This window comes from Streptomyces sp. NPDC087440 (assembly GCF_044744005.1).
GTDB lineage: Bacteria > Actinomycetota > Actinomycetes > Streptomycetales > Streptomycetaceae > Streptomyces.
In genome coordinates this window covers 1-24,673 of record NZ_JBIUXN010000005.1, presented here as the reverse complement: position 1 = coordinate 24,673, position 24,673 = coordinate 1, and the positions used below count along the sequence as shown (strand labels likewise).

Sequence of the window (24,673 nt, the reverse complement as noted above, 5' to 3'; positions counted from 1 at the left end):
CATCGCTCGACGTCACTCAACGACAGTACGTCACTTAGTGACACACGACAAGGGGGCAAGCACTGCGGCGGCGCCACCGGATCCGGTGACGCCGCCGCAGTGTTCCGTCTCGTTCTCCGCCCGGCCTCAGCCCAGCGCCCGCACGACCAGGTCCGTCAGACGGGACTCCGTCGCGGGCGTCAGGGCCGTCACCGCGTACGTGGTGGGCCATAGGTCGCCCTCGTCCAGCGCCGCCTGGTCGCTGAAGCCGATCGTGGCGTACCGGGCCTTGAACTTCGCCGCGCTCTGGAAGAAGCACACCATCTTGCCGTCCTGGCAGTACGCGGGCATCCCGTACCAGAGCTTGGCGTTCAGCTCCGGGGCGATCTTCTTGAGGAGCTGGTGGAAGCCGTCGGCCAGGACCCGGTCGGTGCCGTCGAGTTCGGCGATCTTCGCGACGACGTCCTGCTCCGCCTGCGCGTCCTTGTCGGCCTGCGACTGGCGGCGTGCGGCCGCCTTCAGCTCGCGGGCGTGGTCCTTCATCGCGGCCCGCTCCTCTTCGCTGAATCCGTCGAAGGACGTGGCAGAGCTGGTCATGGTCACTCCGTAGTGTCAGTGGCGTCATTGTCAGTGGCGTCCGTGGCCCCGGCGGGCCGTTCGCTGTGGTCACAGCCTCCCTCGGAGCGCCCTTCGCGCGCCTCCGTGGTGAGCACGGAATGCACTACGGAATGCGTCTGCGTACGGGGCTCAGGTTTGCACGGAATGCGTCTGCGTACGGGGTCAGGTTTGCGCGAGGCCCGGCCGGCGCACCTCGGCCCACTCCCGCCAACTCCCGCTCCCGGCAGGCGGATCGTCCGGTGTGCGGCCGTCGGTCTCCGCCCGGTCGGGTTCCTCGAGGCCCTCGGCCCGGGTCAGGCTGCGGATCGCGGTGCGTTCGTCGCGGGTCCAGCAGCCGAAGTCCAGGATCACGTTGGTGCCGAGGCGTACGGCGTCCAGGGCGAGCGCGAGGAAGCGGCCCTCCAGGACGTCGCGTCTGCCGTTTGTCTCGGGTGCGCCGAAGAGGGGCAGCATCCATGCGTCGGGGGTGAGGCGCAACGCGCGGTGTTCGGCGGCCAGGTGCCGGGCGAGGGTGGTCTTGCCCGCGCCCGGCAGGCCGACGGTGAGGAAGAGGGTGGTCATGAGGCCGCGTTGAGACGGGCGGCCTGCCGGGTGAGGTGGTCGCGTTCCGCCAGGTTGGGTGCCTTGTGGGCGGCCTCCGCGTACAGTTCGGCCGCCGTCGCGAGGTCCCCGGCGCGCTCGTGGAGGTGGGCCGCCGCGGCCGTGTGCCTCGGCAGGGAGGCGTCCAGTTCGGCGAGGGCCTTCAGCCCTGCCTGCGGGCCGTCGGCCTCCCCCACGGCGACGGCGCGGTTGAGACGTACGACGGGATTGTCCGTCAGGCGGGCCAGCTCGTCGTACCACTCCACGATCTGCACCCAGTCGGTCTCCTGTGCCCGCTGCGCGTCCGCGTGCAGCGCCGCGACGGCCGCCTGTGCCTGGAACTCGCCGAGCCGGTCGCGGGCCAGGGCCGCCTGGAGGATGCCGACGCCCTCGGCGATCGCCCGGGTGTCCCACCGGCCCCGGTCCTGCTCGGCGAGCGGGACGAGGCTGCCGTCGGGTGCGGTACGGGAGTCCCGCCGGGCGTGGTGCAGCAGCATCAGGGCGAGCAGGCCCGCCACCTCCGGGTGGTCGACGGTGGCGGCGACCTGCCGGGTGAGCCGGATCGCCTCGGCGGCGAGGTCGAGTTCGCCGGAGTAGCCCTCGTTGAAGACCAGATAGAGGACGCGCAGGACGGTGGCCACGTCGCCGGGCCGGTCCAGGCGGCTGCCCGAGACGGTCCGCTTGGCGCGGCTGATGCGCTGCGCCATCGTCGCCTCGGGCACCAGGTACGCGGCGGCGATCTGCCGGGTGGTGAGCCCGCCGACGGCGCGCAGGGTGAGCGCGACCGCCGACGAGGGAGTGAGGGAGGGGTGCGCGCACAGGAAGTACAGCTGGAGGGTGTCGTCCGCGTCGGACGCGGGCCCCTGCTCGGGTTCCTCCTCGGCGCGTTCCTCCCTCCTGCGGCGGGCGGCCTCGGAGCGGGTCGCGTCGAGGAAGCGCCGCCAGGCGACGGCGACCAGCCAGCCCCTGGGCTCGCGCGGCGGGTCCTCGGGCCAGGTCCTCACCGCTTCCAGCAGTGCTTCCTGTACGGCGTCCTCGGCCGCCGCGAAGTCTGCTCCGCGGCGGACGAGGACGGCGAGCACACCGGGGATGAGGCCCCTCAGCAGGGCCTCGTCCAGCGTGGCGCTCATTCGGTGACCGTGGGCGGCTCGGCCAGGAACGGGCGCAGCTCCAGCCACTCGTGGATCGGCCGGCCGCCCGCGCCGGGGGCGGCGGACAGTTCCCCGGCCAGCTCGACGGCCCGCTCGTAGCTGTCGACGTCGATGACCATCCAGCCCGCGATGAGGTCCTTGGTCTCGGCGAACGGCCCGTCGGTGACCGGCGGCCGCCCCTCGCCGTCGTACCGCACCCAGGTGCCCTCGGGGGCGAGCGCCTGGCCGTCGACGAACTCGCCGCTCTTCTCCAGCCGGTCGGCGAAGTCCCGCATGTACTGCACGTGGGCGGTGATCTCCTCGGGCGTCCACTTCTCCATGGGGATGTTGTTCTCGGCCGCCGGGGCGCCGCGGTAGTGCTTGAGCATCAGGTACTTGGCCATGACGGTTCTCCTCGGTGCTGGTGCGGTCACTCGCCGGGTGCGACTGCCGCGTTCATACCAGGGACGGAGCGGGGTCCGGCTTCTCGACATCGTTTCGCCATCCTCGCCGAAAAACTTTTCACCGATGTCCCGAACGGCACAACCCTTCCCCTGCGCCGCACGTCTCCCGGGGGTGGAATCAGGGGTGGAACGACGCGAGGGGCAAGCACGCATGGTGTGGATGACGCGGGAGCAGGCGGACCTGCTGGCGCGGTACGCGGCGGTCTTCGAACCCGGCGACCCGGCCAGGACCGGCCGCCTGGCCTTCTGGTCCCCGACCGGCTCTCCCCTGCCCGACCTGCCGTGCGGCGAGCCGGGCGAGGCCCCGATGGCCGTACGGGACGGGGCGGAGGTGTCCGTCCGCAAGGTCCCCGTACTGCGCCTGCCCGTGGAGGAGTCCCTGCCCGCCCTGCTCACGGCACGTCGGCTGTACGGGGCGGGGGCGGACGGCGAGCAGGTGGGCGGCGAGCGGACGGGCGGCGACGGGTCCGGCGGCGGTCGGGCGGGCAGCCCGGCGGACCCCGCGCGCGAAGCGGCGGAAGCCGCAGGCCGGCGGGCGCACCGGCCCGAGGACGCGGGCCCCGGGGCGGAGTCCGCCTCGGGGCGGCCCGCCGCCCCGCCCACCGGGAACCCCGCCCACCCCGCCGCCGCCTTCTGGGGTGCCGCCGCCGGGCTCGCCCTGCACCTCGTGGCGCGGGAGCGGTTGCTGCCCGGGGTCTCCGACGGGGGGTACGACGCCTGGCGGGCCGGGCCGCTGGACCTCGCGGACGTACAGCACGTGCACGAGCTGGCCGCGGCCCTGCCCGGCGAGGCGCGTGCGATTCCGCTGCCCGTGCCGGAGGGCGGTCCCGTGCTGCTGCCGGACGCGACGGATCTCGTACGGGACTTCCTCGCGGCGGTCGCGGACGCCCTGCCCCGCACCCCGGCGGCGGCGACGGCCGCGGGGCGGCTCGCCTTCGCCGCCGTCGAGCCCCAGCACGTGCCGCACCTGCGGGACTGGGCGCGGGAGCTGTCGGCGGGGGTCGACTCCGGCATCCGGATGGCGCTGCGGGTGGAGGTGGCCCCCGCCGAGGACGCGGGCGAGTCGGCGCTGCTGCTGGTGCCGCACCTGTCCAGCCTCGCCGACGCCACCCTGTCCGCCGACGCGGCCGAACTGTTCGCCGGGGCCGACGCCGCCGGGTTCGGGCCGCGGGCGCAGGCCGACACGGTGCTCGCGGTGCGGCGGGCCGCCGAGGCGTGGCCCCCGCTGGGACGGCTGCTGCCGGTGCCGGACTCGCTCGCGCTCACCGGGCGCGAGCTCCAGGAGCTGCTGGGCGACGCCTCGGCGCGACTGCGCGCGCAGGGGGTCGAGGTCCAGTGGCCCAAGGAGGCGTCCCGGGCGCTGAGCGTGCGCGCGGTCGTCGGCGCGGACCGGACGCCCCCGTCCGACCTGCGTTCCTTCTTCGGCGGGGACGGCACGGTCGGTCTCCGCTGGGCGTTGTCCCTCGACGGCGACCCGCTCACCGAGGCCGAGACGGCCGCCGTCGCCGCCGCCCCCCACCCCCTGGTGCGCCTGCGCGGCCGCTGGGTCCTGGTGGACGCCGACACCGCGCGCCGGGCCCGGGACCGCGACCTCGCGCCGCTCACCGCCATCGAGGCGCTGAGCGTCGCCCTCACCGGCCGCACCGACATCGCCGGTACGCAGGTCACGGTGGCACCCAGCCCCTGGCTGCTCGCCCTGCGCGAACGGCTCGCCGACCCCGACGGCGGCACCGAGCCCCTGCGCCCGCCCGCCGCGCTGAACGCCACCCTGCGCGACTACCAGCTGCGCGGCCTGCGCTGGCTGGACCGCATGACCTCGCTCGGCCTCGGCGGCTGCCTCGCCGACGACATGGGCCTGGGCAAGACGGTCCAGCTCATCGCCCTGCACCTGCTGCGCCAGGAGCACCCTCAGACCGCGGGCCCGACCCTGGTGGTGTGTCCGGCGTCCCTGCTCGGCAACTGGCAGCGGGAGATCGCCCGGTTCGCGCCGGGCACGCCCGTGCACCGCTACCACGGGCCCGGGCGCACCCTGGAAGGCTCCGGGTTCGTGCTGACCACGTACGGGACGATGCGCCTGGACGCCGGACTCCTGGCCACGCACGGCTGGCGGATGGTCGTCGCCGACGAGGCCCAGCACGTCAAGAACCCGCACTCCGGCACCGCCAAGGCGCTGCGCGACATCCCCGCCGACGCGAAGATCGCCCTGTCCGGCACGCCGGTCGAGAACAACCTCTCCGAGCTGTGGTCCCTCCTGGACTGGACCACCCCCGGCCTCCTCGGCAAGCACGCCCACTTCCGCCGCCGCTGGATCGCCGCGATCGAGGCGGAGCGCGCGGAGCGGGCCGCGTTCGGGCCGACACCAGGGGAGTCGCAAGGGGAGTACGGCGACACCGCCCAGCGCCTCGCCGAGCTCGTCCGCCCCTTCCTCCTGCGCCGCCGCAAGTCCGACCCCGGCATCGCGCCCGAACTGCCGCCCAAGACCGAGACGGACCGCCCGGTCGCGCTCACCGCCGAGCAGCAGACGCTGTACGCGTCCCAGGTGCGCGAGGTGATGGGCCTGATCCGCTCCACCGAGGGCATCGCCCGCAGCGGCCTGGTCCTCAAGCTGCTCACCGGCCTCAAGCAGATCTGCAACCACCCCGCCCAGTTCCTCAAGGAGGAGGCCCCGGACCGGCTCGCGGGCCGCTCCGGGAAGCTGGAACTGCTGGACGAACTGCTGGAGACCATCACCGCGGAAGGCGGCGCGGCCCTCGTCTTCACGCAGTACGTCACCATGGCCAGGCTCCTGGAACGCCACCTGCGTGAGCGCGGCGTGCCCACGCTGCTGCTGCACGGCGGCACCCCGGTGCCGCGCCGCGAGGAGATGGTGCGGCGCTTCCAGGACGGCGAAGTGCCGGTCTTCCTGCTGTCGTTGAAGGCGGCGGGCACCGGCCTCAACCTCACCCGCGCCGACCACGTCGTGCACTACGACCGCTGGTGGAATCCCGCGGTGGAGGCCCAGGCCACCGACCGCGCGTACCGCATCGGGCAGACCCGCCCCGTCCAGGTCCACCGGATGATCGCCGAGGGCACCGTGGAGGACCGTATTGCTGCCCTGCTCGAAGCCAAGAAGGGCCTCGCGGACGCGGTCCTGGGCTCCGGCGAGCAGGCCCTGTCGAACCTGACCAACGACGAACTGGCCAACCTGGTCGAGCTGAGGAGCGCCTGATGAGCGAGGCACACGACACCGCGCGGGGCTTCGCCGCCTTCCCCGCCCGCAAGGGCGGCCGCCTCCGGGGCCAGTCCTGGTGGGGCCGGACCTGGACCGAGGCCGTGGAGGACACCTCGCTGAGCACGGAGGCCCTCAAGGCGGGCCGCGCCTACGCCCGTTCGGGCCGCCTCGGCCCGATCACGGTCAGCCCCGGCCGTATCGCCGCGCACGCCTACGACGGCGACACCTCGTTCACCACCGCCGTCACCTTCGTCGAGCTGACCGAGGCCGAGTGGGAGCGCCTGTGGGGACAGGTCACCGAACACCCGGCCGTACTGGCGGAGTTGCTGTCCGACGAGCCCGGCGATCTGCCGCCCGACCTGCTGGAGGCCGCCGAGGACGCCCGCGTTCGCCTGCTCCCCGGCTACGGGGACCTCGAAGCGGACTGCGGCTGCGAGGAGTTCGAGGACCCGTGCTCGCACGCGGCGGCGCTCTGCTACCAGGTCTCCTGGCTCCTGGACCAGGAGCCGTCCCTGCTCCTCCTCGTCCGGGGACGGGACCTGCGGGAGGCACGGGAGGAGCTGAAGTCCGCCGTCCTCCTCCAGGCGATGACCGGAGCGACCGACGAGGAGGACGCCGCACCGGCTCCCCTCCCGGACGGCACCGCCGCCCACGACGCCTACGCCGGGCCCCTGGCCCCCCTGCCGCCGCTCCCGCCCCTCCCCGGCCCCTCCGCCCGCCGCTCCGGCCCGGCGTCCGGCCTCGCAGCCGACCCCCTGGCCCCGCTCGTCGCCGGTGCGGCGGCCCGGGCCCGTGAACTCCTCGCCCACCTGCACGGTTTCCGGCCGGAACCGCCCGCGCCGTGGGACGCCCGGCAGGATGCGGTACGGATCGGCGCCACGCACCCCGACCCGCGGGCCGCCGCCCGCCTCCGGGAGGCGTCCGCGTCACCGGAGCACTTCGACCGGGCGGTCCGGGCCTGGCAGTACGGCGGCCCCTGCGGTCTCGACACCCTGGAGACCCCCTGGACGCCCCCGCACCAGGACCTCGCCCGGGCCCGCACCACGCTCGCCGCGGACTGGACGGAGGACGAACTCCCCCCTCTGGAGACGACCGACAACCGGGTGACACTCACCGGCCGCGGCCTCCAGCTCCGCTACGGCCGCGACGCCCGCTGGTACCCCTACCGCCTGGAGAACGACACGTGGTGGCCGAGCGCCGGCCCCCACCCGGACCCGGCCGACGCCCTGGCCGCGCTCCTGGACGCCTGAGAAGCTGTCCCGCTTCTTCAGGTACGCGGCTTCTCAGGCTGCGCGCCGGCCCGGCGGGTGGATTCCTCGTCGGCGTCGAGGGCGGGCAGCGTGCACACGACGATCTCGGGTGTGCCGATCGACTCGTCGGCCAGGGCGAACCTGCACCCGTCCGGCATTGGCTCAGCACGGTCGATGTTGGTGGAGAAGGGCGTGACCAGAGTGATCTGCACCGGCCCGCGCATCGCCTTCGGCCCCGTGTTGCCGTACGTCAACGTGACCTCGGCCGTACGGTCCTCGGCCAGCACCGGCACGTCGTGGGTGAGGTAGAGCCCCACCTTGTTCCCCTTCGGCGTCGCCGGAGTGGGACGGGAAACCGCGACGGAGCCCATGGAGGAGTTGTCGTTGATGTTGGCCTCGCGGTCCGGGGAGCCCTCGGCCGCGACCACGCTGACGAGATCCAGGTTGGTCCCCGTCAGGCGGGCGCGTTCGGTGACGGCCAGCGGCATCGGGAGCCGGACGGAGGCCCCCTTGGCGATCCCCGCCGGAATCAGACAGTTGACCACCTCAGGAACCGTCGGGTCCGGATTCGTGTACCGCATGGAACAACCACCGGGCAACGCAGCCGAATGATCGATGTTCGTGTACGCGGGCGTCACGAACGTCACCAACGACGCCCCCCTCGTCACCGCACCCGCATTCGACACCACCACCGTCTGCACCCCACCTGCCCCTGGCACGATCAGCGGCTGGTCCGTGCTGACCGCCAGGTCGGGGTGCAGGGGGCCGACCGGTTCCGCCCCAGCCGCCGGCCCGGCGAGGCCGGCCATGAGGGCGAGGGAACTGGCGAGAGTGGCTGTCTGAAGGGTGCGTAGCTGAGGCATCGAGTTCTTGTCCGATCGTCCCTGAGGTCTCATGGGGGTCACGAGCCACAGAGATGATGACCACCCAAAGAAATCAATCCATCACGCTTCGTGTGCGCATGCGGGAAAACCCGAAGCTCCGGGCCGGACGGCTCACGATCAGCAGCGTCCTGTCGTCGGCGCGCGCAGACGCGGGGACGGCACCGTTCGAGCCCGGGAAATCCGTAGTCAACGACCAGGGACTCCGGGACCGCCCGGGGACAGGCCGGGAAAGCACCTTGGGTGCCTCGCCGGCAGCACCGGCGACGGCCGCATCGTCAGCGGCACCCACGTCCGTCCTGGCGAACTTCCCCCCGAAACTGGTGAAATTCCCCCGGGCCCGAGCCCGATGCGACACCAGCGGGCAGACAGTCCAGACCGGCATTCCCCCTCGCCTCCCCGCGGAACACCGCCGATCGCAGAGGAAGACCCGCCATGACCCCGCCGACCGCTCCCAGGACACCACGCACCCGCAGGGGCTTGCGTGCCGCCTTCGCCACGACGCTGCTGTGCGCGACGGGCCTCATCGCACCGCCCGTCTCGGCGAGTGCGCCGCAGTTGCCCGACGGCCTCGCTCCCACCCCGCCCATGGGCTTCAACAACTGGAACTCCACCTATTGCCGGGCCGAGTTCAACGAGGCGATGATCAAGGGGATCGCCGACCTCTTCGTCACGAAGGGGCTCAAGGACACCGGGTACGAGTACGTCAACCTGGACGACTGCTGGGCAAAGCCGAAGCGCGATGCGGCGGGCAGGCTGGTGCCCGATCCGGTGCGTTTCCCCAACGGCATCAAGGCGGTCGCCGACTACGTGCACTCCAAGGGCCTGAAGTTCGGCCTGTACAGCAGCGCGGGCACGAGGACCTGCGACAGCGTCGGCATGCCGGGCGGCCTCGGCCATGAGTACAGCGACGCGAAGCAGTTCGCCGCATGGGGCGTCGACTATCTCAAGTACGACAACTGCAACAACCAGGGCGTGGACTTCATGCTCCGGTACACCACCATGCGCGACGCGCTGAAGGCCGCCTCCGCCGAGACCGGCCGGCCCATCCTCTACAGCCTGTGCGAGTGGGGCTCGTACAAGCCGTGGGCGTGGGGCAAGGACGTCGGCCACATGTGGCGCACCACGCGTGACATCAAGGACAACTGGGCCAGCATGCTGGGGATCATGAAGCAGAACCTGCCGCTGGCGCAGTACGCCGGCCCCGGCGGCTGGAACGACCCCGACATGCTGGAGATCGGCAACGGCGGCATGACCGACACGGAGTACCGCACTCACTTCTCCATGTGGTCGATCATGGCGGCGCCGCTGCTCATCGGCTCCGACCTGCGCAAGGCCACCCCGGAGACCTTCACCATCCTGTCCAACAAGGAGGTGGTCGCGGTCGACCAGGACAAACTCGGCAAGCAGGGCGTGGTGGTGACGTCCGAGGGCGGTCGGTGGGTCGTCGCCAAGGAGATGGCGGACGGCAGCCGTGCCGTGGCGCTCTTCAACGAGACCGCCGGACCGCAGCGCATCTCGACCACGGCCAGGGCGGTCGGTCTGCCCGCGGCCCAGAGCTACCGGGTACGCGACCTGTGGCGCAAGACGACCGGCCGCACGAAGGACATCCTGACGGCGAAGGTCCCTGCCCACGGGACCGTGCTGCTCCGGGTGACACCAGACACCCACGGCAACGCCGATCGGGTCGCACGTCACTGAAGCCCGCACACTGTCCCGTATGCGCTGCGGACGCCTGCGAGGCTTTGCGCCGGAGCGGCCCTTGTGCCAGGCCCGAGGCCGCTCCAGGCAGCCCCGCAGAGCGTCCCGGGCCGGCCATGCTCCTTTGGTGGCCGCGCGCACCCGGACCGCACCTCGTGGGGTCAGGTCTCGGACGTGGCCGGCTCGGCCTACGCCGCAGCCGTTAAGGCCGCCCGGCTCCGCGGGGTGACCGAGCATCTCGTCGCCCCCCCGTCACCCGGTGCCCGGCCCGCCACTTCGCCGCCACCTGCCCGTACGTCCGCGCGTACCGGCGACAACGGCATCCCCACCTCCTCCGCGAACAGTTGGAGAGACTCCTCGACCCGCTGCCCGCCCTCATGAACCCGCAGGTGACCGCCCCACCCACGGATCGGCTCGATCTCCGGCGCGGCACCACCCAAGGACCACTGCGCCGCGGACAGCACCCTCAAGCTCGTCACTCCCGGTAGATGCTGGACGGCCTCTGACACCCCGGCGAGGCGGGCCGGCGGCCGCAGGAGTGGCTCGCCCCGGGCCGGCCCTCGGCAACACGGCCCCGTCCGGACGGGCCCGAGCCTGCGGAACGTACCGAACACCCCTCCGAGAAACCGGTCTTGTGAGACAACCGGATCGGGAAACGGAACATCTCCTCTCACAAGCCCGCACCGCCTCGGTGCGGGACCGTGAACGAGGAGCTGACCCCCCGCATGGTTCGACGCCCCGCCCGCCTTCGTGTTCCGCGTGTCGACTACCCCCGCAAGGGCAAGAGCGGTTGGCGCCGTTGGGCGCCCTCGTGGCGGCAGACGGGCGGCACGGTCCTGGGCGCGTGCGTGGTGCTGGCGGGGGCGTTCGTGGTGGTGTACGTGTCCGTGGAGATTCCGGACGAGAACGCCGAGGCCCGGCAGCAGGGCACCGTCTACTACTGGGCGGACGGCAGCCAGATGGTGAGCGTCGGCGCGGTCAACCGGCAGAATGTCACGCTCGCCGACATACCCGACTCGGTGGAGCACGCGGTCGTCGCCGCCGAGAACGAGACCTTCTACGAGGACTCCGGGGTGTCCCTGACGGGCATCGGCCGCGCCGCCGTGAGCATCGTCAAGGGCGGTGACACGCAGGGCGGTTCCACCATCACGCAGCAGTACGTGAAGAACACCTACCTCAGCCAGGAGCAGTCGGCGAAGCGGAAGGTCCGGGAGTTCTTCATCGCGCTGAAGCTCAGCAACCAGCGCAGCAAGGAGGAGATCCTCCAGGGGTACCTGAACACCAGTTGGTTCGGGCGCGGCGCCAACGGCGTCCAGGCCGCCGCCCACGCGTACTACGGCATTCCCGCGAAGGACCTCAACCCCAGCCAGGCCGCGCTGCTGGCCGCACTGCTGAAGGGCGCCGAGGAGTACGACCCGGCGGGCGGCGGCGGCAATCACGCCCGGGCGGTGGCCCGCTGGGAGTGGATTCTGGACCGGCAGGTGGAGACCGGGGCGATGACGCGGGCCGAGCGGGCCACGTACAAGGAGTTCCCGGAGCCCCGCAGGACCGCCAAGCCGACCAGTCTCGGCGGGCAGACCGGCTATCTGGTCGACATCGCGAACAAGTACGTCAAGAAGCGTTCGGGCCTGACCGACAAGGACCTCGCCCGGGGCGGGTACAAGGTGCACACGACGTTCGACAAGGCAAAGGTACGGACGCTGGAGCACGCGGTGCGCAAGGTGCGCGAGCGCGACCTCGACCCGAAGAAACGCACCGAGGACCAGCATGTCGAGGTCGGCGCGGCGTCCGTGCGGGTGGACGGGGCGGTGGTCGCGGTGTACGGCGGGGCCGACGCGGTCACGCACTTCGTGAACAACGCGGACACGGCGGGCGTGCCGGTCGGCTCGGCCTTCAAGCCGTTCGTGCTCGCGGCGGGCCTCCAGTACGACGACGCGGTCACCCTGGAGAGCGGCTTCGACACCTCGGGACGGCTGGTGAAGGTCGCCGTGGGCGGGGTGCCCGTGGACACTCCGGGTGTCCGCGCCGACCGGGGCGCGCGGCCCACGACCTTCTACGACGCCCTCCAGAAGCAGGGCAACGCCACCTTCACCCAGCTGGGCAAGCACGTCGGGCTGAAGAAGGTGAAGGAACTCGCGGTCCGGGCGGGCCTGCACGAGTCCAGCCTGGCCCGCCTGGACAAGTCCTTCCCGCTGGGCACGTCCACACCGAGCGCGGTGCGGATGGCGAACGCGTACACCGCCTTCGCGAACCGGGGCATGCGGGCCGAGCCGTACGCGGTGACCGGGGTGACCCGGGACGGCGAGGAGGTCGAGGGCTTCGAGAGGCCGGTGCCGCAGCGCGCGATGGACGCCTCGGTGGCGAGCGACGTCAACGCCGCCCTGGGCGCGGTCGCCTGGAACGCGCTGACCGGGGACCGCCAGATCGACGCCCTGTCCAGCGCGACGATGCTCGGCATCTCGGCAGGTGCGACGGGCGTGGAGGACCGGATGCGGTCGGCCTGGTTCGTGGGCCACGCGCAGGACGTGACGACGGCCGTCACGATGTTCCGCACCAAGCCAAACACGCCCCAACTCCTGGGCATGCAGGGCGTGGGCGGCCCGGACTCGGGTCGCGGGAACGTCTTCCCGCAGCGCATCTGGACGGAGTACGTCACGGGCAGGGAGAAACCGTCCGGTGCGAGGCAGCCCGCGTCCCAAGGGTGACGGGGGGCTGTCGCGAACGGCGGGGGCTGTCGCGGACGGCGGGGGGGCTGTCGCGGACGGCGGAGGCTGTCGCGAACGGCGGGGGCTGTCGCGAACGGCACCGCGCCGCCGGTCCGCACGCGGCTTCCGCGCGGACCGCATCACGGCGGAACCCCCACGGGCGAGGCGGCCCGGCCGCCCGACCTGGCCTCGCGGCGTCGGCAGGCGCCGGTGCGGACCGCCCGGCGGTGCCGATTCCGCCCTGTGGCTGCGCGGCACGTGCCCATGGCCCACAGCCTCGCAAGTGCCGTGGGAGGTAAGGTCCTTGCCCCGCGAGGGTGCGCCGGGTGCCGCCGGACTACCGTGATCGCATGCGACCCACCACCGCCTGGCACGCCATGGCGCAGCGCCCCGTGAGCTTTCTGACCTCGGCCTGGCCGTGGCGGTCCCTGGCGTACCTGGTGGGCGGCGTGCTGTTCGGGGCGGTCGTCGTCGCGGGCTTCGGTCTGGCGCTCGCCTCCGGGCTCGTGCTGCTGATGGCGCTGGTCGGCGTGGTGGTCCTGGCGGGCCTGGTGCTGGCCTCGACCTCGGTGGCGTCGATGGAACGGCGGCGGCTGCGCCTGGTCGACCTCGACCCCGTACCCGATCCGCACCGCCGCCCGGAGGGCACCGGATTCCGGGCCTGGGCGGCCCACCGGCTGACGGAGCGGGCCACGTGGCGGGAGCTGGCGTTCACGCTGATCTCGGCCACCGCCCTGTGGTGGCTGGACCTGCTGGTGCTGGGGTTCTCCTTCGGCCTGCCCGGTGTGCTGTTCGAGGCGACGGACGGACAGACCTGGCCCTGGACGGTCTTCGGCGCCCTCGTCCTGCTGGCCTCCCCCTACACGGTCACCTCCTGGGCGGGTGCGCGGGCCGCCATGACCCGCACCTTCCTCGCCCCGCGCGACCAGGAGCTGGGCGAGGAACTGCGCGAGGTGCGCGCCTCGCAGGCCCGGCTGCTGGACTCGCTGGACGCCGAGCGGGTACGCATCGAACGCGACCTGCACGACGGCGCGCAGCAGCACCTCGTCTCGCTCGGCATGACCCTCGGCATGCTCCGCCTCGACACCCCGGACGGCTCCCCGCAGTCCGAGCTGCTCAGCCAGGCGGAGCAGCAACTCGCCACCGCGCACCAGGAGTTGCGGGCCCTCATTCGCGGCCTCAATCCGCCCGTCCTGGCCGACCACGGTCTGATCGCCGCGATCGAGGACTACGCGGGGCGCTTCCCGATACCCGTCACCATCGACCTGAGCCTTCCCGGACGCCTGCCCCGGAAGCTGGAGGCGCCCCTCTACTACCTGATCAACGAGGCCATGACGAACATCGCCAAACACAGCGGCGCCACCAGCGCCCGCGTGCACGGCCGTTACCATGCCGACGTGTTGATCCTCGACATCTCCGACGACGGCCACGGCGGCCTGGACCCCGAGGCGGGCACCGGCGTCACCGGGCTCGCCGACCGGGTCTCGGCGCTCCGGGGCCGGATGCGGGTGTCGAGTCCGGTCGGTGGTCCCACCCTGCTGCACGTGGAGGTCCCTTGTCGCTTCGCCTGATCGTGGCGGATGACGCCGTCCTGCTGCGCGAGGGCCTGGTGGGCTTGTTGCAGCGGGTCGGTCACCAGGTGGTGGCGTCGGTGGGCGACGCGGGCGCACTGGAGGCGGCCGTACGCGCGGAACGCCCCGACCTCGTCGTCACGGACGTCCGCATGCCGCCGACCCTGACCGACGACGGGCTCAAGTCGGCGGTGCGGCTGCGCGAGGAGATACCCGGCCTCCCAGTGCTCGTCCTCAGCCAGTACGTGGAACGGTCGTACGCACTGGGCCTGTTGGACTCCGGCGGCGGTACGGGCGTCGGCTACCTGCTCAAGGAGCGGGTCGGTGCGGTCGCCGACTTCATGGACACGATCGACCGGATCGCCGCCGGTGGCACGGTCGTCGACCCCGAGGTGATCCAGCAGCTCGTACGGCTGAGGAAGGACCCCCTGGAACGGCTCAGCCCGCGCGAGCGCGAGGTGCTCGGGCTGGTCGCGGAGGGCCGCTCCAACTCCACCATCGCCGCCCGGCTGTTCGTCAGCGACGCGGCGGTCAACAAACACATCGGCAACATCTTCACCAAGCTGGACCTCCCGGCGAACACGGACGGCCACCGCCGCGTCCTCGCCGCCCTGGCCTTCCTGCGCGCCTGACACAGGCGCGCCTGACACAGGGGCCCGCCCCTACGCGGACCCCGCCTCCACAGCCTCCCGCACCCGCTCCAGCCATTCCCTCCCCATCCGCCGCCCGTCGGGGAACTGGTCGTGCCGGTCCCACCGCCACGCCGTGACCATCGCCAGCACCAACACCCGGCACTGCCGCAGCAGTTCGGCGTCCACCCCCGGGTACCCGGCGGCGACCTCCTCGGGCGCGTGGGCGAGGTCGAACTCGACGGGGCCTCGGCAGCATGTCTCCAGGTCGATGAAGACGACCCCGTCCTCCGCGTTCAGCACGTTCCCCGGATGCGGCTCCCCGTGCAGCAGCTGATCCGTCCCACCAGCACCCCGATCCACGCCCCGCAACACCCCGACCAGCAACTCCCTTCCCTCCTCAGGGAGTTCCGGACTGCGCTCCCGGTCCTCCACGACCCCCAGGGCCTCCGCGACCCGGTCCGTGAAGTGCGGCGCCTCCGCCTCCACCGCCCGCATGCCCGCATGCAGCCGCGCGAGCGCGTCGGCGTACGAGTCCGGGGAGTGCACCCCCGTGTCCTCGTAGTACCTCCACAGCGTCACGACGAACCCGTCCTTCTCGTAGACCCGAGGCTCCGCCCTCGGATCGGGCATCGCCACCGGTGCGCCGGCCGCCCCGAGCCGCACCGCCAGATCGACCTCGAACTCCGCGACCTGCTCCTGCACCGGCGCCACCCGGGCCATCACGTCACTCGGCAGCAGCCGCAGCGCGAGCTTGTTCGAGTCGCTGAGTACGGTCACGTCCTCGGCCTCCAGCCCCAGCGACGCGGCGATCTCCACGGCCGCCGCCACCGCCCGCGCTCTCTCCGCAACCCTCATCGTGATCCCTCTCCCCTTGATCGGCCCGCACACGGTAGCCCTCACCGGGGAACGCCCGCCCCTCCCTTTTGGGATGATCACCGTCCACCCCGCCTGCGGGTGGCACGACCGGTCGGCCGGGGCCGCTCCCGGCCCTGGTCAGGGGCCCGGCACCGCGCTGTGCGACCCTGTGCCGGGGAGCCCCGAGGGGCGGACGCTGGGGGGATATGGCCGTGCCGAGGAACCAACCCGGGGGCATGGCCTCGACGGAGGCCGGGCCGCCACCCGAGCCCGAGGACGCCGATCAGCCGCGGCCCCGCAACGACCCACTCGCGACCGGCCCGTGGCCCCGTAGCGACGAGCCCGCACCCGGCCTGTGGTCCCGCACCGACGCCCTCGTGACCGGCGGGGCGTGCGTCATGAACCTGCTGAGCTACGTGTTCTTCGACGCCCCCGGCGACGCCCCGGGCACCGCGCACCGTGTGAACGCGGTGGGATTCCTGCTCGTCGCCCTCGGGGCCCTGCCCCTGCTCGCCCGGCGGCGGCACCCGGTCGCGGCCTTCGCCGCCGTGCTGGTGCTCGACGCGACGGCGGCCGTGGCCGTACCGCTGCCCCATCACTTCGGGGCGGTCCTGGTGGTCGCCCTCTACACCGTCGCCCGGGCGCGCCCGGGGTGGCCGACCGCGTGGACAGCCGTCGCGATCGTGGCGGCGACACTGGGAAGCCAGAACGGCGGCCGCCTGCCCCGGCTTCCGGAGTGGCAGCAGGTCGTCTCCCCGCCCCTGACCGTCCTGCTCGTCGTCGGGACCGCGCTCGTGGTAAACCGCTGGCAGCGGGAGGTCGCGGCCAACCGGCGGCTCCTCGCCGACCGGGCCGTCGCCGAGGAACGCCGCCGCATCGCGCGGGAGTTGCACGACATCGTGGCCCACCACCTCACCACCATGCAGCTCATGGCGGGCGGGGCCCGCGCCAACCTCGCCCGGCCCGAGGTGGCCCGTGACGCCCTCATCACGCTGGAGTCCTCCGGGCGGCTCGCGCTGAACGAGATGCGCCAGCTCCTGGACGTCCTGCGCGCCGACGACGAGCCCGGGCCAGGACCCGGCCCAGGGCCCGATCCAGGGCCCGAGTCAGCGCCCAGGTCGACGCCGCCCCTGCCCCAGCCGGGCGTCGCGGACATCGCGGGCCTGGTCGACGCTTCCCGCGCCGCCGGGCTGGCCACCGACTTCACGACCGACGGGCCGCCGCGCCCGCTGCCGCCGACGGTCGCCCTGACGCTGTTCCGCGTCGTACAGGAGGCGCTCACCAACACCCGTAAGCACGCGGGGGCTTCACGGGCGACCGTACGGCTGACGTATCGGCGGGATGCGGTCGTGGTGGAGGTACGGGACGACGGAGCGGGTGAGACGACGCGCGGCGGGGCGCCGGGCTACGGGCTCGTCGGGATGCGTGAGCGGGTCGCCCTGCACGGCGGCAGCCTGAGCGCGGGGCCGCGAAGCACGGAAGGCTTCGGCGTGCTCGTCCAACTCCCGTACACCACAGACGAACTGACCACCTCTCAGCAGGAGCCGCATTCATGACCACGCCACCCGTCACCGTCCTGATCGCGGACGACCAGCCGCTGGTGCGGCGCGGGCTGTCGCTGATCCTCTCCCCCGACCCCGGCTTCGAGGTGGTCGGCGAGGCCGAGGACGGCGAGCGGGCCGTCGCGCTCGCCCACCGGCTGCGGCCGGACGTCGTGGTGATGGACATCCGGATGCCCGTCCTGGACGGTGTCGCCGCCACGGCGCGGCTCGCCGCCGAACTGCCCGGCTGCCGGGTGCTGGCCCTGAGCACCTTCGACATGGACGCGTACGTGGTGGGCGCGCTGCGCGCCGGGGCCTGCGGCTTCCTGCCCAAGGACAGTTCCCCGGAGGACCTGGCCGCCGCGATCCGCACCGTGCACGCCGGGGAGGCGGTCGTCGCCCCGCGCCTGCTCACACGGCTGATCTCCACGTACGTACGGGGACCGCGCGGCGCAGCGTCGCCGGCTCCCGGTGGCGCGGGACGCGACGGGCTCACGCCCCGGGAGGCGGAGGTGTGGCGGCTGATGGCCACCGGCCTGGACAACACGGAGATCTCCCGCGCCCTGGGCCTCAGCCTGTCCACGGTCAAGAACCACATCACCGGCATCTTCGACAAGCTGGCCGTGCGGGACCGGGCGCAGGCGGTGATCGCGGCGTACGAGTCGGGGCTGGTCGCCCCCCGCGGGTGACCCTGGGCTAGGCGGGAACAGGACCGCCGGGGCGGAAGCGCTCGACGCCCACGATGTGGCGGACCTTGAGCGGGCGCACGATCACCGCGACGCGCTCCTCCCCCGGCATGGTCCACTCGAAGCGGTCGCTGCCCAGGTACTTCCGCGCCAGCCCGTCCATATGGTCGTGGGCCGCCTGCCCCTCCACGAAGCGGACGACCTCGCCGCTGATCTGGACGCGGTCGAAGGGGTTGTCGGCGTCGGCGTGGGAGAGGTAGACGCGGGGGTCGCGGCGGAGGTTCTCCTCCTTGACGCGGCCCACGGAGGTGTTGAAGGAGAGCTCGTTCTCACCCTCCAAGTCCACCCACATGGGGCTGACTTGGGGCGCCCCGTCGGCGAACACCGTGCCGACGTACCAGATGTGAGGGTCCTTCAGGCGGGCGCGGACAGCTTCGTCGAACGTGGCAGTCATCCTCCGAGGCTAACAACCATGATCGCCCGATCGCCCCCGGGGCCCTTCAGCCGGTCATCCGCTTCCGTCCGTGCTCCGCCGCGCCAGGTGGACGGTGATGTCCGCCACCAGCCCCACCGTCCCCGGCAGCACCGCCCGGACCCGGCGGAACACCTCGGCCCGCTCGGCGGCGGGCAGCACCAGGTAGGCCGAGACGGTCGAGAGGTGGTCGACGTACGCACCCGCGTCCAGCGTCGGGCGGCGCTCGACGGTGTGCTGCCGCACGTCCGTGAACCACCGTGCCCGCCGGAGCTCCGGGCCGGGCCACGCCATGCCTCCCGGCTCCGGCTCGTGCTCGCCCGGCGGCAGCACGTCGGCGCTGTCCAGGTACGGCGCCTGCGCGCTGCGTACGGCCTCCTCCACCGCCGGATCGGCCAGGTGGAACTGGCCGCCGAAGGACGTGAAGACCCCGCCCGGCTCCAGCAGCGCCGCCGTCCGCTCCCAGCGGCCCTCCGGGGTTGTCCAGTGCAGCGCGGCCGCCGCGTAGACCAGGTCGTACCGCTGGTCCGTCGGCACGTCCTCGTACGCCGCGCAGACGGTCCGTACCCCGTCCGGTACGTGGGTGCGCAGTTCGGCGAGCATGGCGGGGTCGGGGTCGGTCGCGGTGACCGCGACGCCGCGCCCCGCGAACAGGCGGGTGGCCTTGCCGGTGCCCGCGCCGATCTCCAGTGCGGTACGCGGCGGCCTCCCCGCGTAAGCGGCCACCAGTTCGAACAGCTCGGCCGGATACCCCGGCCGGAAGCGCTCGTAGGCAGCCGCCGCGGCCCCGAAACTCCGTGCGCGTTCCGTCATGAGGCCAGCGCCGCCAGTGCCTCTTCCACCGTCGGACGGAACGTGAACACCTGGTCCAGGCCGACGATGCCGAAGACGTGGGCCAGGTCGGGGCGCAGGCCGGTGAGGAAGAGGCGTGAGCCGGTCGCGTTGGCCTGGTTGTAGGCGCGGATGAGCACCGTGATCCCGGTCGAGTCGCAGTAGACCAGCTCGGCGAGGTCGATCACCACGGGGGCGGCGGGCCCGAACGGCGTGTGCCGCAGGGTGTCCGTGAGCTCGCTCGCGGTGTGGTGGTCGAGCTCCCCGGCCACCGTGAGCACCGTGGCGCCGGAGGCGTGGGGGGTTCGGGTGACGGTCAGGGCGGAGTTTTTCACCTGTTCTCCTGTGCGGGCACGACGTGGGGTGGGGCGGACGGGGCGAGGAGCGCGGCGTCGTCGCTGACTCCCTTACCCGGTTCGGTGAGAAATGTGCGGGCCGCACGGTCCGACCTGGTCTCCCCCCACCTCCCTGCACCGCCGATCGGTGTTCGCAGTATCCTCACATCTTCCGGTACGGCGTGCGAATTTCTCCTATCGTGGGGAAGCCGAGCTCCGTTGGAGAAAGAGGAGTGCCCGGTGACGCACAGCGAAGGTCCCGCCCCGGACCGCCCCGACTCCCCCCACGCCTCCGACGGTCACGGCCCCGGCGTCTTCGCGGCCGACGACGAGGTGGGGCGCGACCTCGCGGCGGTGGACTGGACGGCGACCGCGGTCGGCCCGCCCGAGACCTGGCCGCAGAGTCTGCGCACGGCGGTGAGCATCCTGCTGTCGTCCCGGTTCTCCATGTGGATGGCGTGGGGCCCCGAGCTGACCTTCTTCTGCAACGCCGCCTACCGGAAGAACACCCTGGGCAGCAAGTACCCCTGGGCGCTCGGCCGCCCGGCCAGCGAGGTGTGGGCGGAGATCTGGGACGACATCGGGCCCCGGATCGACACGGTCATGGCCACCGGGCAGGCGACCTGGGACGAGGCGCTGATGCTGGTCCTGGAGCGGTCGGGCTTTCCGGAGGAGTCGTACCACACCTTCTCCTACAGCCCGCTGCGCAATGACGACGGCAGTGTCGTCGGCATGCTCTGCGTGGTCAGCGAGGACACCGAGCGGGTCATCGGCGAACGCCAGATGGCCACCCTGCGCGACCTGGGCTCCGACCCCAGCGTGGCCCGCACCGAGCAGGAGATGCTGGCCTTCATCGGCGGGCAGCTCGGCCGGAACCTGCACGACCTCCCGTTCACGCTGACGTACCTCTTCGCCGAGGACGGGTCGGCGCGGCTGGCCGGGGCGACGGGCATCGGGGCCGGTCATCCGGCGGCGCCGCCCGTCGTACCGGCCGACGACCCGGACCCGGTGTGGCCGGTGGCCGCGCCCGCCCGGGGAGAGTCGGAGGTGGTGGCGCTGGGCAGTCCGCCGCTGACCGGTCTGCCGGCCGGAGTGTGGCCGCAGCCGCCCCAACAGGCCCTGGTGACACCGCTGTTGCAGCAGGGTGGCGCCCCGTACGGCTTCCTGGTGGCGGCGCTGAACCGGTACCGGCCGCTGGACGGCGACTACCGGGCGTTCGTGGAACTGGTCGCCGGGCACGTCGCGGCGGGCATAGCCGGGGCCCGCAGCTACCAGGCGCAGCAGCGGCGGGCCGAAGAACTGGCCGAGCTGGACCGGGCCAAGACCACCTTCTTCTCCAACATCAGCCATGAGTTCCGCACCCCGCTGACCCTGATCATGGGCCCGGTGGAGGAGCTGCGCGGCCAGCTGGCGCAGGCCGAGCCGCAGGTGCGGGAGGAGCTGGACGCCGTACACCGCAACGGGCTGCGGCTGAGCAAGCTGGTCAACACGCTGCTGGACTTCTCCCGCATCGAGGCCGGGCGCATGCAGGCCCGGTACGCGCCGGTCGACCTGGCGGCCGTCACGGCGGAGCTGTCGAGCCTGTTCCGGTCGGCGGTGGAGCGGGCGGGGCTGCGCTTCGACGTCGACTGTCCGCCGCTGGACGAGCCGGTGCACCTGGACCGGGGCCTGTGGGAGAAGGTCGTCCTCAATCTGCTCAGCAACGCGCTGAAGTTCACCTTCGACGGTGCGATCGCGGTACGGGTGCGCGCCGAGGGCGGGCACGCGGTGGTCACGGTCACCGACACCGGGATCGGCGTCCCGGCCGCCGAGGTGCCCAAGCTGTTCGAGCGCTTCCACCGCATCGAGAACGCCCGCGCCCGCTCCAACGAGGGCAGCGGCATCGGCCTCGCCCTGGTCAGGGAGCTGGTCGCACTGCACGGCGGCACGATCACCGCCGAGAGCACCGAGGGCTCGGGCACCTGCTTCACCCTGCGGATGCCGTTCGGCAGCGCCCACCTGCCCGCGGACGCCCTCGCGCCCGCCCCGGCCGCCGACGGGCCGTCCACCGCCGCCGACCCGTACCTGCAAGAGGCCCAGCGCTGGCTGCCGACGGAGGACGACGGCGACCAGGGGCCGGCGAGCGCCCCCCTCGCCCGCACCGCGCCCGCCTCCGCCGACGGTCCCGCCCCCGCCCGGGTGCTGGTCGCCGACGACAACGCCGACATGCGCGACTACCTGACGCGGCTGCTGCGCGGGGCCGGATACCGGGTGAGCGCGGTGGGTGACGGCATGGAAGCCCTCCAGGCCGTCACGAAGACCCAGCCCGACCTGGTGGTCAGCGATGTGATGATGCCCCGCCTGGACGGCCTCGCCCTGGTCAGGGCGCTGCGCGGCGAGCCCCGCACGGCGGCCGTGCCGGTACTCCTGCTGTCCGCGCGGGCGGGCCAGGAGGCGTCCATCGAGGGCCTGGAGTCGGGGGCCGACGACTACCTGGTCAAGCCGTTCGCGGCGGCCGAACTGCTCGCGCGGGTCCGGGCGAACGTGGAGCTGGCGCGGATGCGCACCCACCACGCGCGCTGGCGCACCGCGCTCGTGGACTCGCTCCAGGAGGCGTTCTTCGTCTGCGACGAGGACGGCGCGGTGATCGAGATCAACGCGGCGTTCGCCGACATCCTCGGCTACGGTCCGTCGGGTCTGCCGTACGAGCCGATCCACCCGTGGTGGCCCGACCTGGACGTCGATCCCGAGGCGTACCGGCAGGTCGCGGAGGCCTTCGACACCCTGATCGGGCAGCCGAAGGGCACCTACACCATCCCCGTCAACCACCGTGACGGGCACCGGCTGTGGGTCACCGCGACCTTCAACCACGCACAGGACCCCGACTCGGGCAAGCGCGTCACCGTCGGCACCTTCCGCGACGTCACCGCCGAGCACTACGCCATCCAGCGCGAGAGCGCGCTCGGCTCGCTGAGCACCTGCCTGGCGCAGGCCGCGAGCCTGCCGGACGCGCTCGCGGGCGCGCTGCGGGAGATGCGCGACCTGTGGCGGGCCGAGGAGGTGCTGGCCGCGGTCTTCACCGGGGGCGAGGTGCCCGCGCTCACCGCCACCGGGCAGGTCGCGGGCTGGGAGCACCTGACGACCGACCGCCGCAGCGCCCTCACCGACCTGTGCGACCGCCCCCTGCTGTCGCCGGTCGCCGACCGGGCCGGGGCGGGCATCCTGCTGGAGCACCCGGAGGGGCCGCTGGCCCTGTGGATCGACCTGGGCGGCCGCCGCCAGTTCACCGGCGAGGACGAGCTGCTGCTGTCGCTGCTCGCCGGGCGGCTGGCGCAGGGCCTGTCCCGGGTGCACCAGATCGACCAGCAGCGCGAGACGGCCATCGAGCTGCAACGGGCCATCCTCGGCCCGTCCCGGCTCCCCGACGGTTTCGCCGTACGGTACGAGCCCGCGACCCGGCCGCTGGAGGTCGGCGGCGACTGGTACGACACGGTCGCCCTGCCCGACGGGCGCATCGGCATCGTGGTCGGCGACTGCGTGGGCCGAGGCCTCCAGGCGGCCGCCGTCATGGGTCAACTCCGCAGTGCCTGCCGGGCGTTGCTGCTCCAGGACGCCAATCCCTCGCGTACGCTCATGGCGCTGGACCACTTCGCCGCCGGAATCCCGGGCGCCCTGTGCACGACCGTCTTCTGCGGTGTGCTCGACCCGGAGACCGGCCGCCTCACCTACTCCAGCGCCGGGCACCCGCCGGGCATCCTGGCCCACCCGGACGGCGACACCCACCTCCTGGACGCGGGCCGCTCCACCCCGCTCGCCGTGCGCCCGGGGCATCCGCGCCCCGAGGCGGACTGCACGATGCCCGCCCGGTCCACCCTGCTCCTGTACACCGACGGCCTGGTCGAGCGGCGGCGCCGCCCGCTCATGGACGGCATCCACCAGGCCGGGGCGGCCGTCCAGGAGGGCCGGGACACCGCAGTCGACGACCTCGCCTCCCAGGTCATGTCGCGTCTCGCCCCCGCCGGGGGTTACGACGACGACGTGGCGCTCCTGCTGTACCGCCACCCCGCCCCGCTGGAGATGACCTTCCCCGCCGAGTCCTCCCAACTGGCCCCGGTGCGCAAGGCGTTGCGCAGTTGGCTCACCGCGTGCGAGCTGCCCCCGCAGATGCTCCAGGGCGTCCTGGTCGCCGCCGGGGAGGCCTGCGCCAACGCCGTCGAGCACGGGCACGGGCATCACGACACCCCCGGCGACACGGTCAGACTCCGCGCCGAGGCGCTGGTCGACACCCTGCGTCTGAGCGTCTCCGACTCGGGCCGCTGGAAGACGCCCCGCCCGGAGGCGAACGCCCACCGGGGTCGTGGCGTGACGCTGATGCGCGCCATGATGCAGCAGGTCACCATCACCCCCGGCCCGTCCGGCACCACCGTCGAAATGCACGCGAGGATTCCCTGATGACGACACCGCTCACTCTCACTCCCGGCCACTGCCCGGACGGCACCGCCCTCCTGACGGCCACGGGCGAGGTCGACATGAGCAACTGCGCCGCCCTCGCCGCAGCCCTGGACGGCACGGCGGGCCGCCCGCTCGTCCTCGACCTGACCGCGGTCGAGTACCTGGACAGCGCGGGCCTGAGCGTGCTGTTCGCGCACGCCGACCACGTCACGCTGGTGGCGACCGCGCTGCTCACGCCGGTCCTGACCATCTCCGGCCTCGCCGACCTGACCACCGTGCACGACAGCCTCCTGCCGGACCGCGCCTGAGCCGTGACGCGGCTGCCGCCCCTGCGGTCCGGTGGGGGGCGGCGCGCCACCCTCCGGACCGCTCCCGGCCCGCTCCGTCCTCCTTCGGGTGATCCTCGGGCGGGTTGCCCCACGCCCGGTACCGCAGGTGCTTGGCTGCGGCTCATGTCTCTCTCCCGTACCGCCCTGCCCCTCCGGCCCCTCGCCCGCGTCGCCGCCGCGCTGCCGCTGCTCGTGGCACCGCTGCTGCTCGCCGCACCCTCGGCGCACGCCGCGCCGATGCCGCTTCCGACGCCCGCCCTCGACGCCGACCCCTGTTTCAACGTGGAGACTCCGCCGGGTTACGTCTGCGTGCCCGCCCCGAAGGAGTGCTTCGCCGCCCCGTGCCCCCAGTACGAGGTCGTACCGGCCACCGAGGCCTAGTACTCCAGCCGGACTTTGATGTACTGCCTGGTCAACGGCTTGGGTGTGGGGAGTGTAGCGGGGCGGTGCCGAGTGCGGGATGGGTTTGCGA

The 24,673-nt window shown here is 73.0% G+C and carries 19 protein-coding genes and 1 pseudogene; 11 read left to right on the top strand and 9 right to left on the bottom strand.

From position 1 onward, the window contains the following. Window positions 1-126: 126 nt before the first annotated feature. The 4 genes from ACIO3O_RS13000 to ACIO3O_RS12985 form a co-directional block, all read right to left on the bottom strand. Window positions 127-576 (bottom strand): iron chaperone, encoded by a 450-nt coding sequence (locus ACIO3O_RS13000; RefSeq protein ID WP_401744927.1) that lies wholly within the window; start codon window positions 574-576, stop codon window positions 127-129. Window positions 577-759: 183 nt separating this feature from the next. Further along, window positions 760-1,158 carry an AAA family ATPase gene (locus ACIO3O_RS12995; protein WP_401744926.1) on the bottom strand — a complete coding sequence of 133 codons (399 nt, stop codon included), beginning with the start codon at window positions 1,156-1,158 and terminating at the stop codon, window positions 760-762. Then, the gene (locus ACIO3O_RS12990) at window positions 1,155-2,306 is read right to left on the bottom strand and encodes an RNA polymerase sigma factor (RefSeq protein ID WP_401744925.1); all 1,152 of its coding nucleotides are present in this window, start codon (window positions 2,304-2,306) and stop codon (window positions 1,155-1,157) included. Before ACIO3O_RS12990 ends, ACIO3O_RS12995 begins: the two co-directional genes overlap by 4 nt. Continuing rightward, window positions 2,303-2,710 (bottom strand): YciI family protein, encoded by a 408-nt coding sequence (locus ACIO3O_RS12985; protein WP_401744924.1) that lies wholly within the window; start codon window positions 2,708-2,710, stop codon window positions 2,303-2,305. Before ACIO3O_RS12985 ends, ACIO3O_RS12990 begins: the two co-directional genes overlap by 4 nt. Before the next feature lie 211 nt (window positions 2,711-2,921). On the opposite strand from ACIO3O_RS12985, the gene ACIO3O_RS12980 reads away from it, so the two are divergent. After that, the gene (locus tag ACIO3O_RS12980; protein WP_401744923.1) at window positions 2,922-5,978 is read left to right on the top strand and encodes a DEAD/DEAH box helicase; all 3,057 of its coding nucleotides are present in this window, start codon (window positions 2,922-2,924) and stop codon (window positions 5,976-5,978) included. Continuing rightward, a complete protein-coding gene (locus tag ACIO3O_RS12975) occupies window positions 5,978-7,231 on the top strand; it encodes an SWIM zinc finger family protein (protein WP_401744922.1) in 1,254 nt (417 codons plus the stop codon). Before ACIO3O_RS12980 ends, ACIO3O_RS12975 begins: the two co-directional genes overlap by 1 nt. Window positions 7,232-7,248: 17 nt before the next feature. On the opposite strand, the gene ACIO3O_RS12970 is transcribed toward ACIO3O_RS12975, so the two are convergent. After that, window positions 7,249-8,040: a hypothetical protein gene (locus tag ACIO3O_RS12970; RefSeq protein WP_401744921.1), complete on the bottom strand. Its 792-nt coding sequence runs from the start codon at window positions 8,038-8,040 to the stop codon at window positions 7,249-7,251. A gap of 507 nt (window positions 8,041-8,547) precedes the next feature. On the opposite strand from ACIO3O_RS12970, the pseudogene ACIO3O_RS12965 reads away from it, so the two are divergent. The 4 genes and pseudogenes from ACIO3O_RS12965 to ACIO3O_RS12950 all read left to right on the top strand — a co-directional run. After that, a pseudogene (locus ACIO3O_RS12965) lies at window positions 8,548-9,777 on the top strand (glycoside hydrolase family 27 protein); the annotation flags it as partial. A gap of 761 nt (window positions 9,778-10,538) precedes the next feature. Continuing rightward, complete coding sequence (locus ACIO3O_RS12960) at window positions 10,539-12,518, top strand: transglycosylase domain-containing protein (protein ID WP_401744920.1); 1,980 nt, start codon at window positions 10,539-10,541, stop codon at window positions 12,516-12,518. A 350-nt stretch (window positions 12,519-12,868) separates the two neighbouring features. Next, window positions 12,869-14,089 (top strand): sensor histidine kinase, encoded by a 1,221-nt coding sequence (locus tag ACIO3O_RS12955; protein WP_401744919.1) that lies wholly within the window; start codon window positions 12,869-12,871, stop codon window positions 14,087-14,089. Continuing rightward, entirely contained in the window at window positions 14,074-14,721 is a 648-nt protein-coding gene (locus ACIO3O_RS12950) for a LuxR C-terminal-related transcriptional regulator (RefSeq protein ID WP_401744918.1), read from the top strand. The genes ACIO3O_RS12955 and ACIO3O_RS12950 overlap by 16 nt, the downstream gene beginning before the upstream one ends. A 30-nt stretch (window positions 14,722-14,751) precedes the next feature. Here ACIO3O_RS12950 and ACIO3O_RS12945 read toward each other — a convergent pair whose 3' ends face one another. Beyond that, on the bottom strand, window positions 14,752-15,576 hold the full coding sequence (locus tag ACIO3O_RS12945; RefSeq protein ID WP_401744917.1) for a phosphotransferase: 825 nt from the start codon (window positions 15,574-15,576) through the stop codon (window positions 14,752-14,754). Window positions 15,577-15,812: 236 nt separating this feature from the next. On the opposite strand from ACIO3O_RS12945, the gene ACIO3O_RS12940 reads away from it, so the two are divergent. Together ACIO3O_RS12940 and ACIO3O_RS12935 are read left to right on the top strand one after the other, a co-directional pair. Then, complete coding sequence (locus tag ACIO3O_RS12940; protein ID WP_401744916.1) at window positions 15,813-17,132, top strand: sensor histidine kinase; 1,320 nt, start codon at window positions 15,813-15,815, stop codon at window positions 17,130-17,132. Beyond that, window positions 17,129-17,806, top strand: a complete 678-nt coding sequence (locus ACIO3O_RS12935) for a response regulator (protein WP_401744915.1) — start codon at window positions 17,129-17,131, stop codon at window positions 17,804-17,806. The genes ACIO3O_RS12940 and ACIO3O_RS12935 overlap by 4 nt, the downstream gene beginning before the upstream one ends. Before the next feature lie 7 nt (window positions 17,807-17,813). Here the strand turns inward: ACIO3O_RS12935 and ACIO3O_RS12930 are convergent, their stop codons facing one another. Genes ACIO3O_RS12930 through ACIO3O_RS12920 form a run of 3 tightly spaced genes read right to left on the bottom strand, consistent with a single transcriptional unit; the run spans window position 17,814 to window position 19,441 of the window. After that, entirely contained in the window at window positions 17,814-18,257 is a 444-nt protein-coding gene (locus ACIO3O_RS12930) for a TIGR03618 family F420-dependent PPOX class oxidoreductase (RefSeq protein WP_401744914.1), read from the bottom strand. Window positions 18,258-18,311: 54 nt separating this feature from the next. Next, window positions 18,312-19,088 carry a class I SAM-dependent methyltransferase gene (locus ACIO3O_RS12925; RefSeq protein ID WP_401744913.1) on the bottom strand — a complete coding sequence of 259 codons (777 nt, stop codon included), beginning with the start codon at window positions 19,086-19,088 and terminating at the stop codon, window positions 18,312-18,314. Continuing rightward, a complete protein-coding gene (locus ACIO3O_RS12920) occupies window positions 19,085-19,441 on the bottom strand; it encodes an STAS domain-containing protein (RefSeq protein WP_401744912.1) in 357 nt (118 codons plus the stop codon). Before ACIO3O_RS12920 ends, ACIO3O_RS12925 begins: the two co-directional genes overlap by 4 nt. Before the next feature lie 333 nt (window positions 19,442-19,774). Here ACIO3O_RS12920 and ACIO3O_RS12915 point away from each other — a divergent pair, with 333 nt between their 5' ends. From ACIO3O_RS12915 to ACIO3O_RS12905, 3 genes are all read left to right on the top strand, one after another. After that, window positions 19,775-23,872, top strand: a complete 4,098-nt coding sequence (locus ACIO3O_RS12915) for a SpoIIE family protein phosphatase (RefSeq protein WP_401745246.1) — start codon at window positions 19,775-19,777, stop codon at window positions 23,870-23,872. Further along, complete coding sequence (locus ACIO3O_RS12910) at window positions 23,872-24,180, top strand: STAS domain-containing protein (RefSeq protein WP_401744911.1); 309 nt, start codon at window positions 23,872-23,874, stop codon at window positions 24,178-24,180. The genes ACIO3O_RS12915 and ACIO3O_RS12910 overlap by 1 nt, the downstream gene beginning before the upstream one ends. Window positions 24,181-24,324: 144 nt before the next feature. Further along, the gene (locus ACIO3O_RS12905) at window positions 24,325-24,582 is read left to right on the top strand and encodes a hypothetical protein (protein ID WP_401744910.1); all 258 of its coding nucleotides are present in this window, start codon (window positions 24,325-24,327) and stop codon (window positions 24,580-24,582) included. Window positions 24,583-24,673 lie beyond the last annotated feature (91 nt).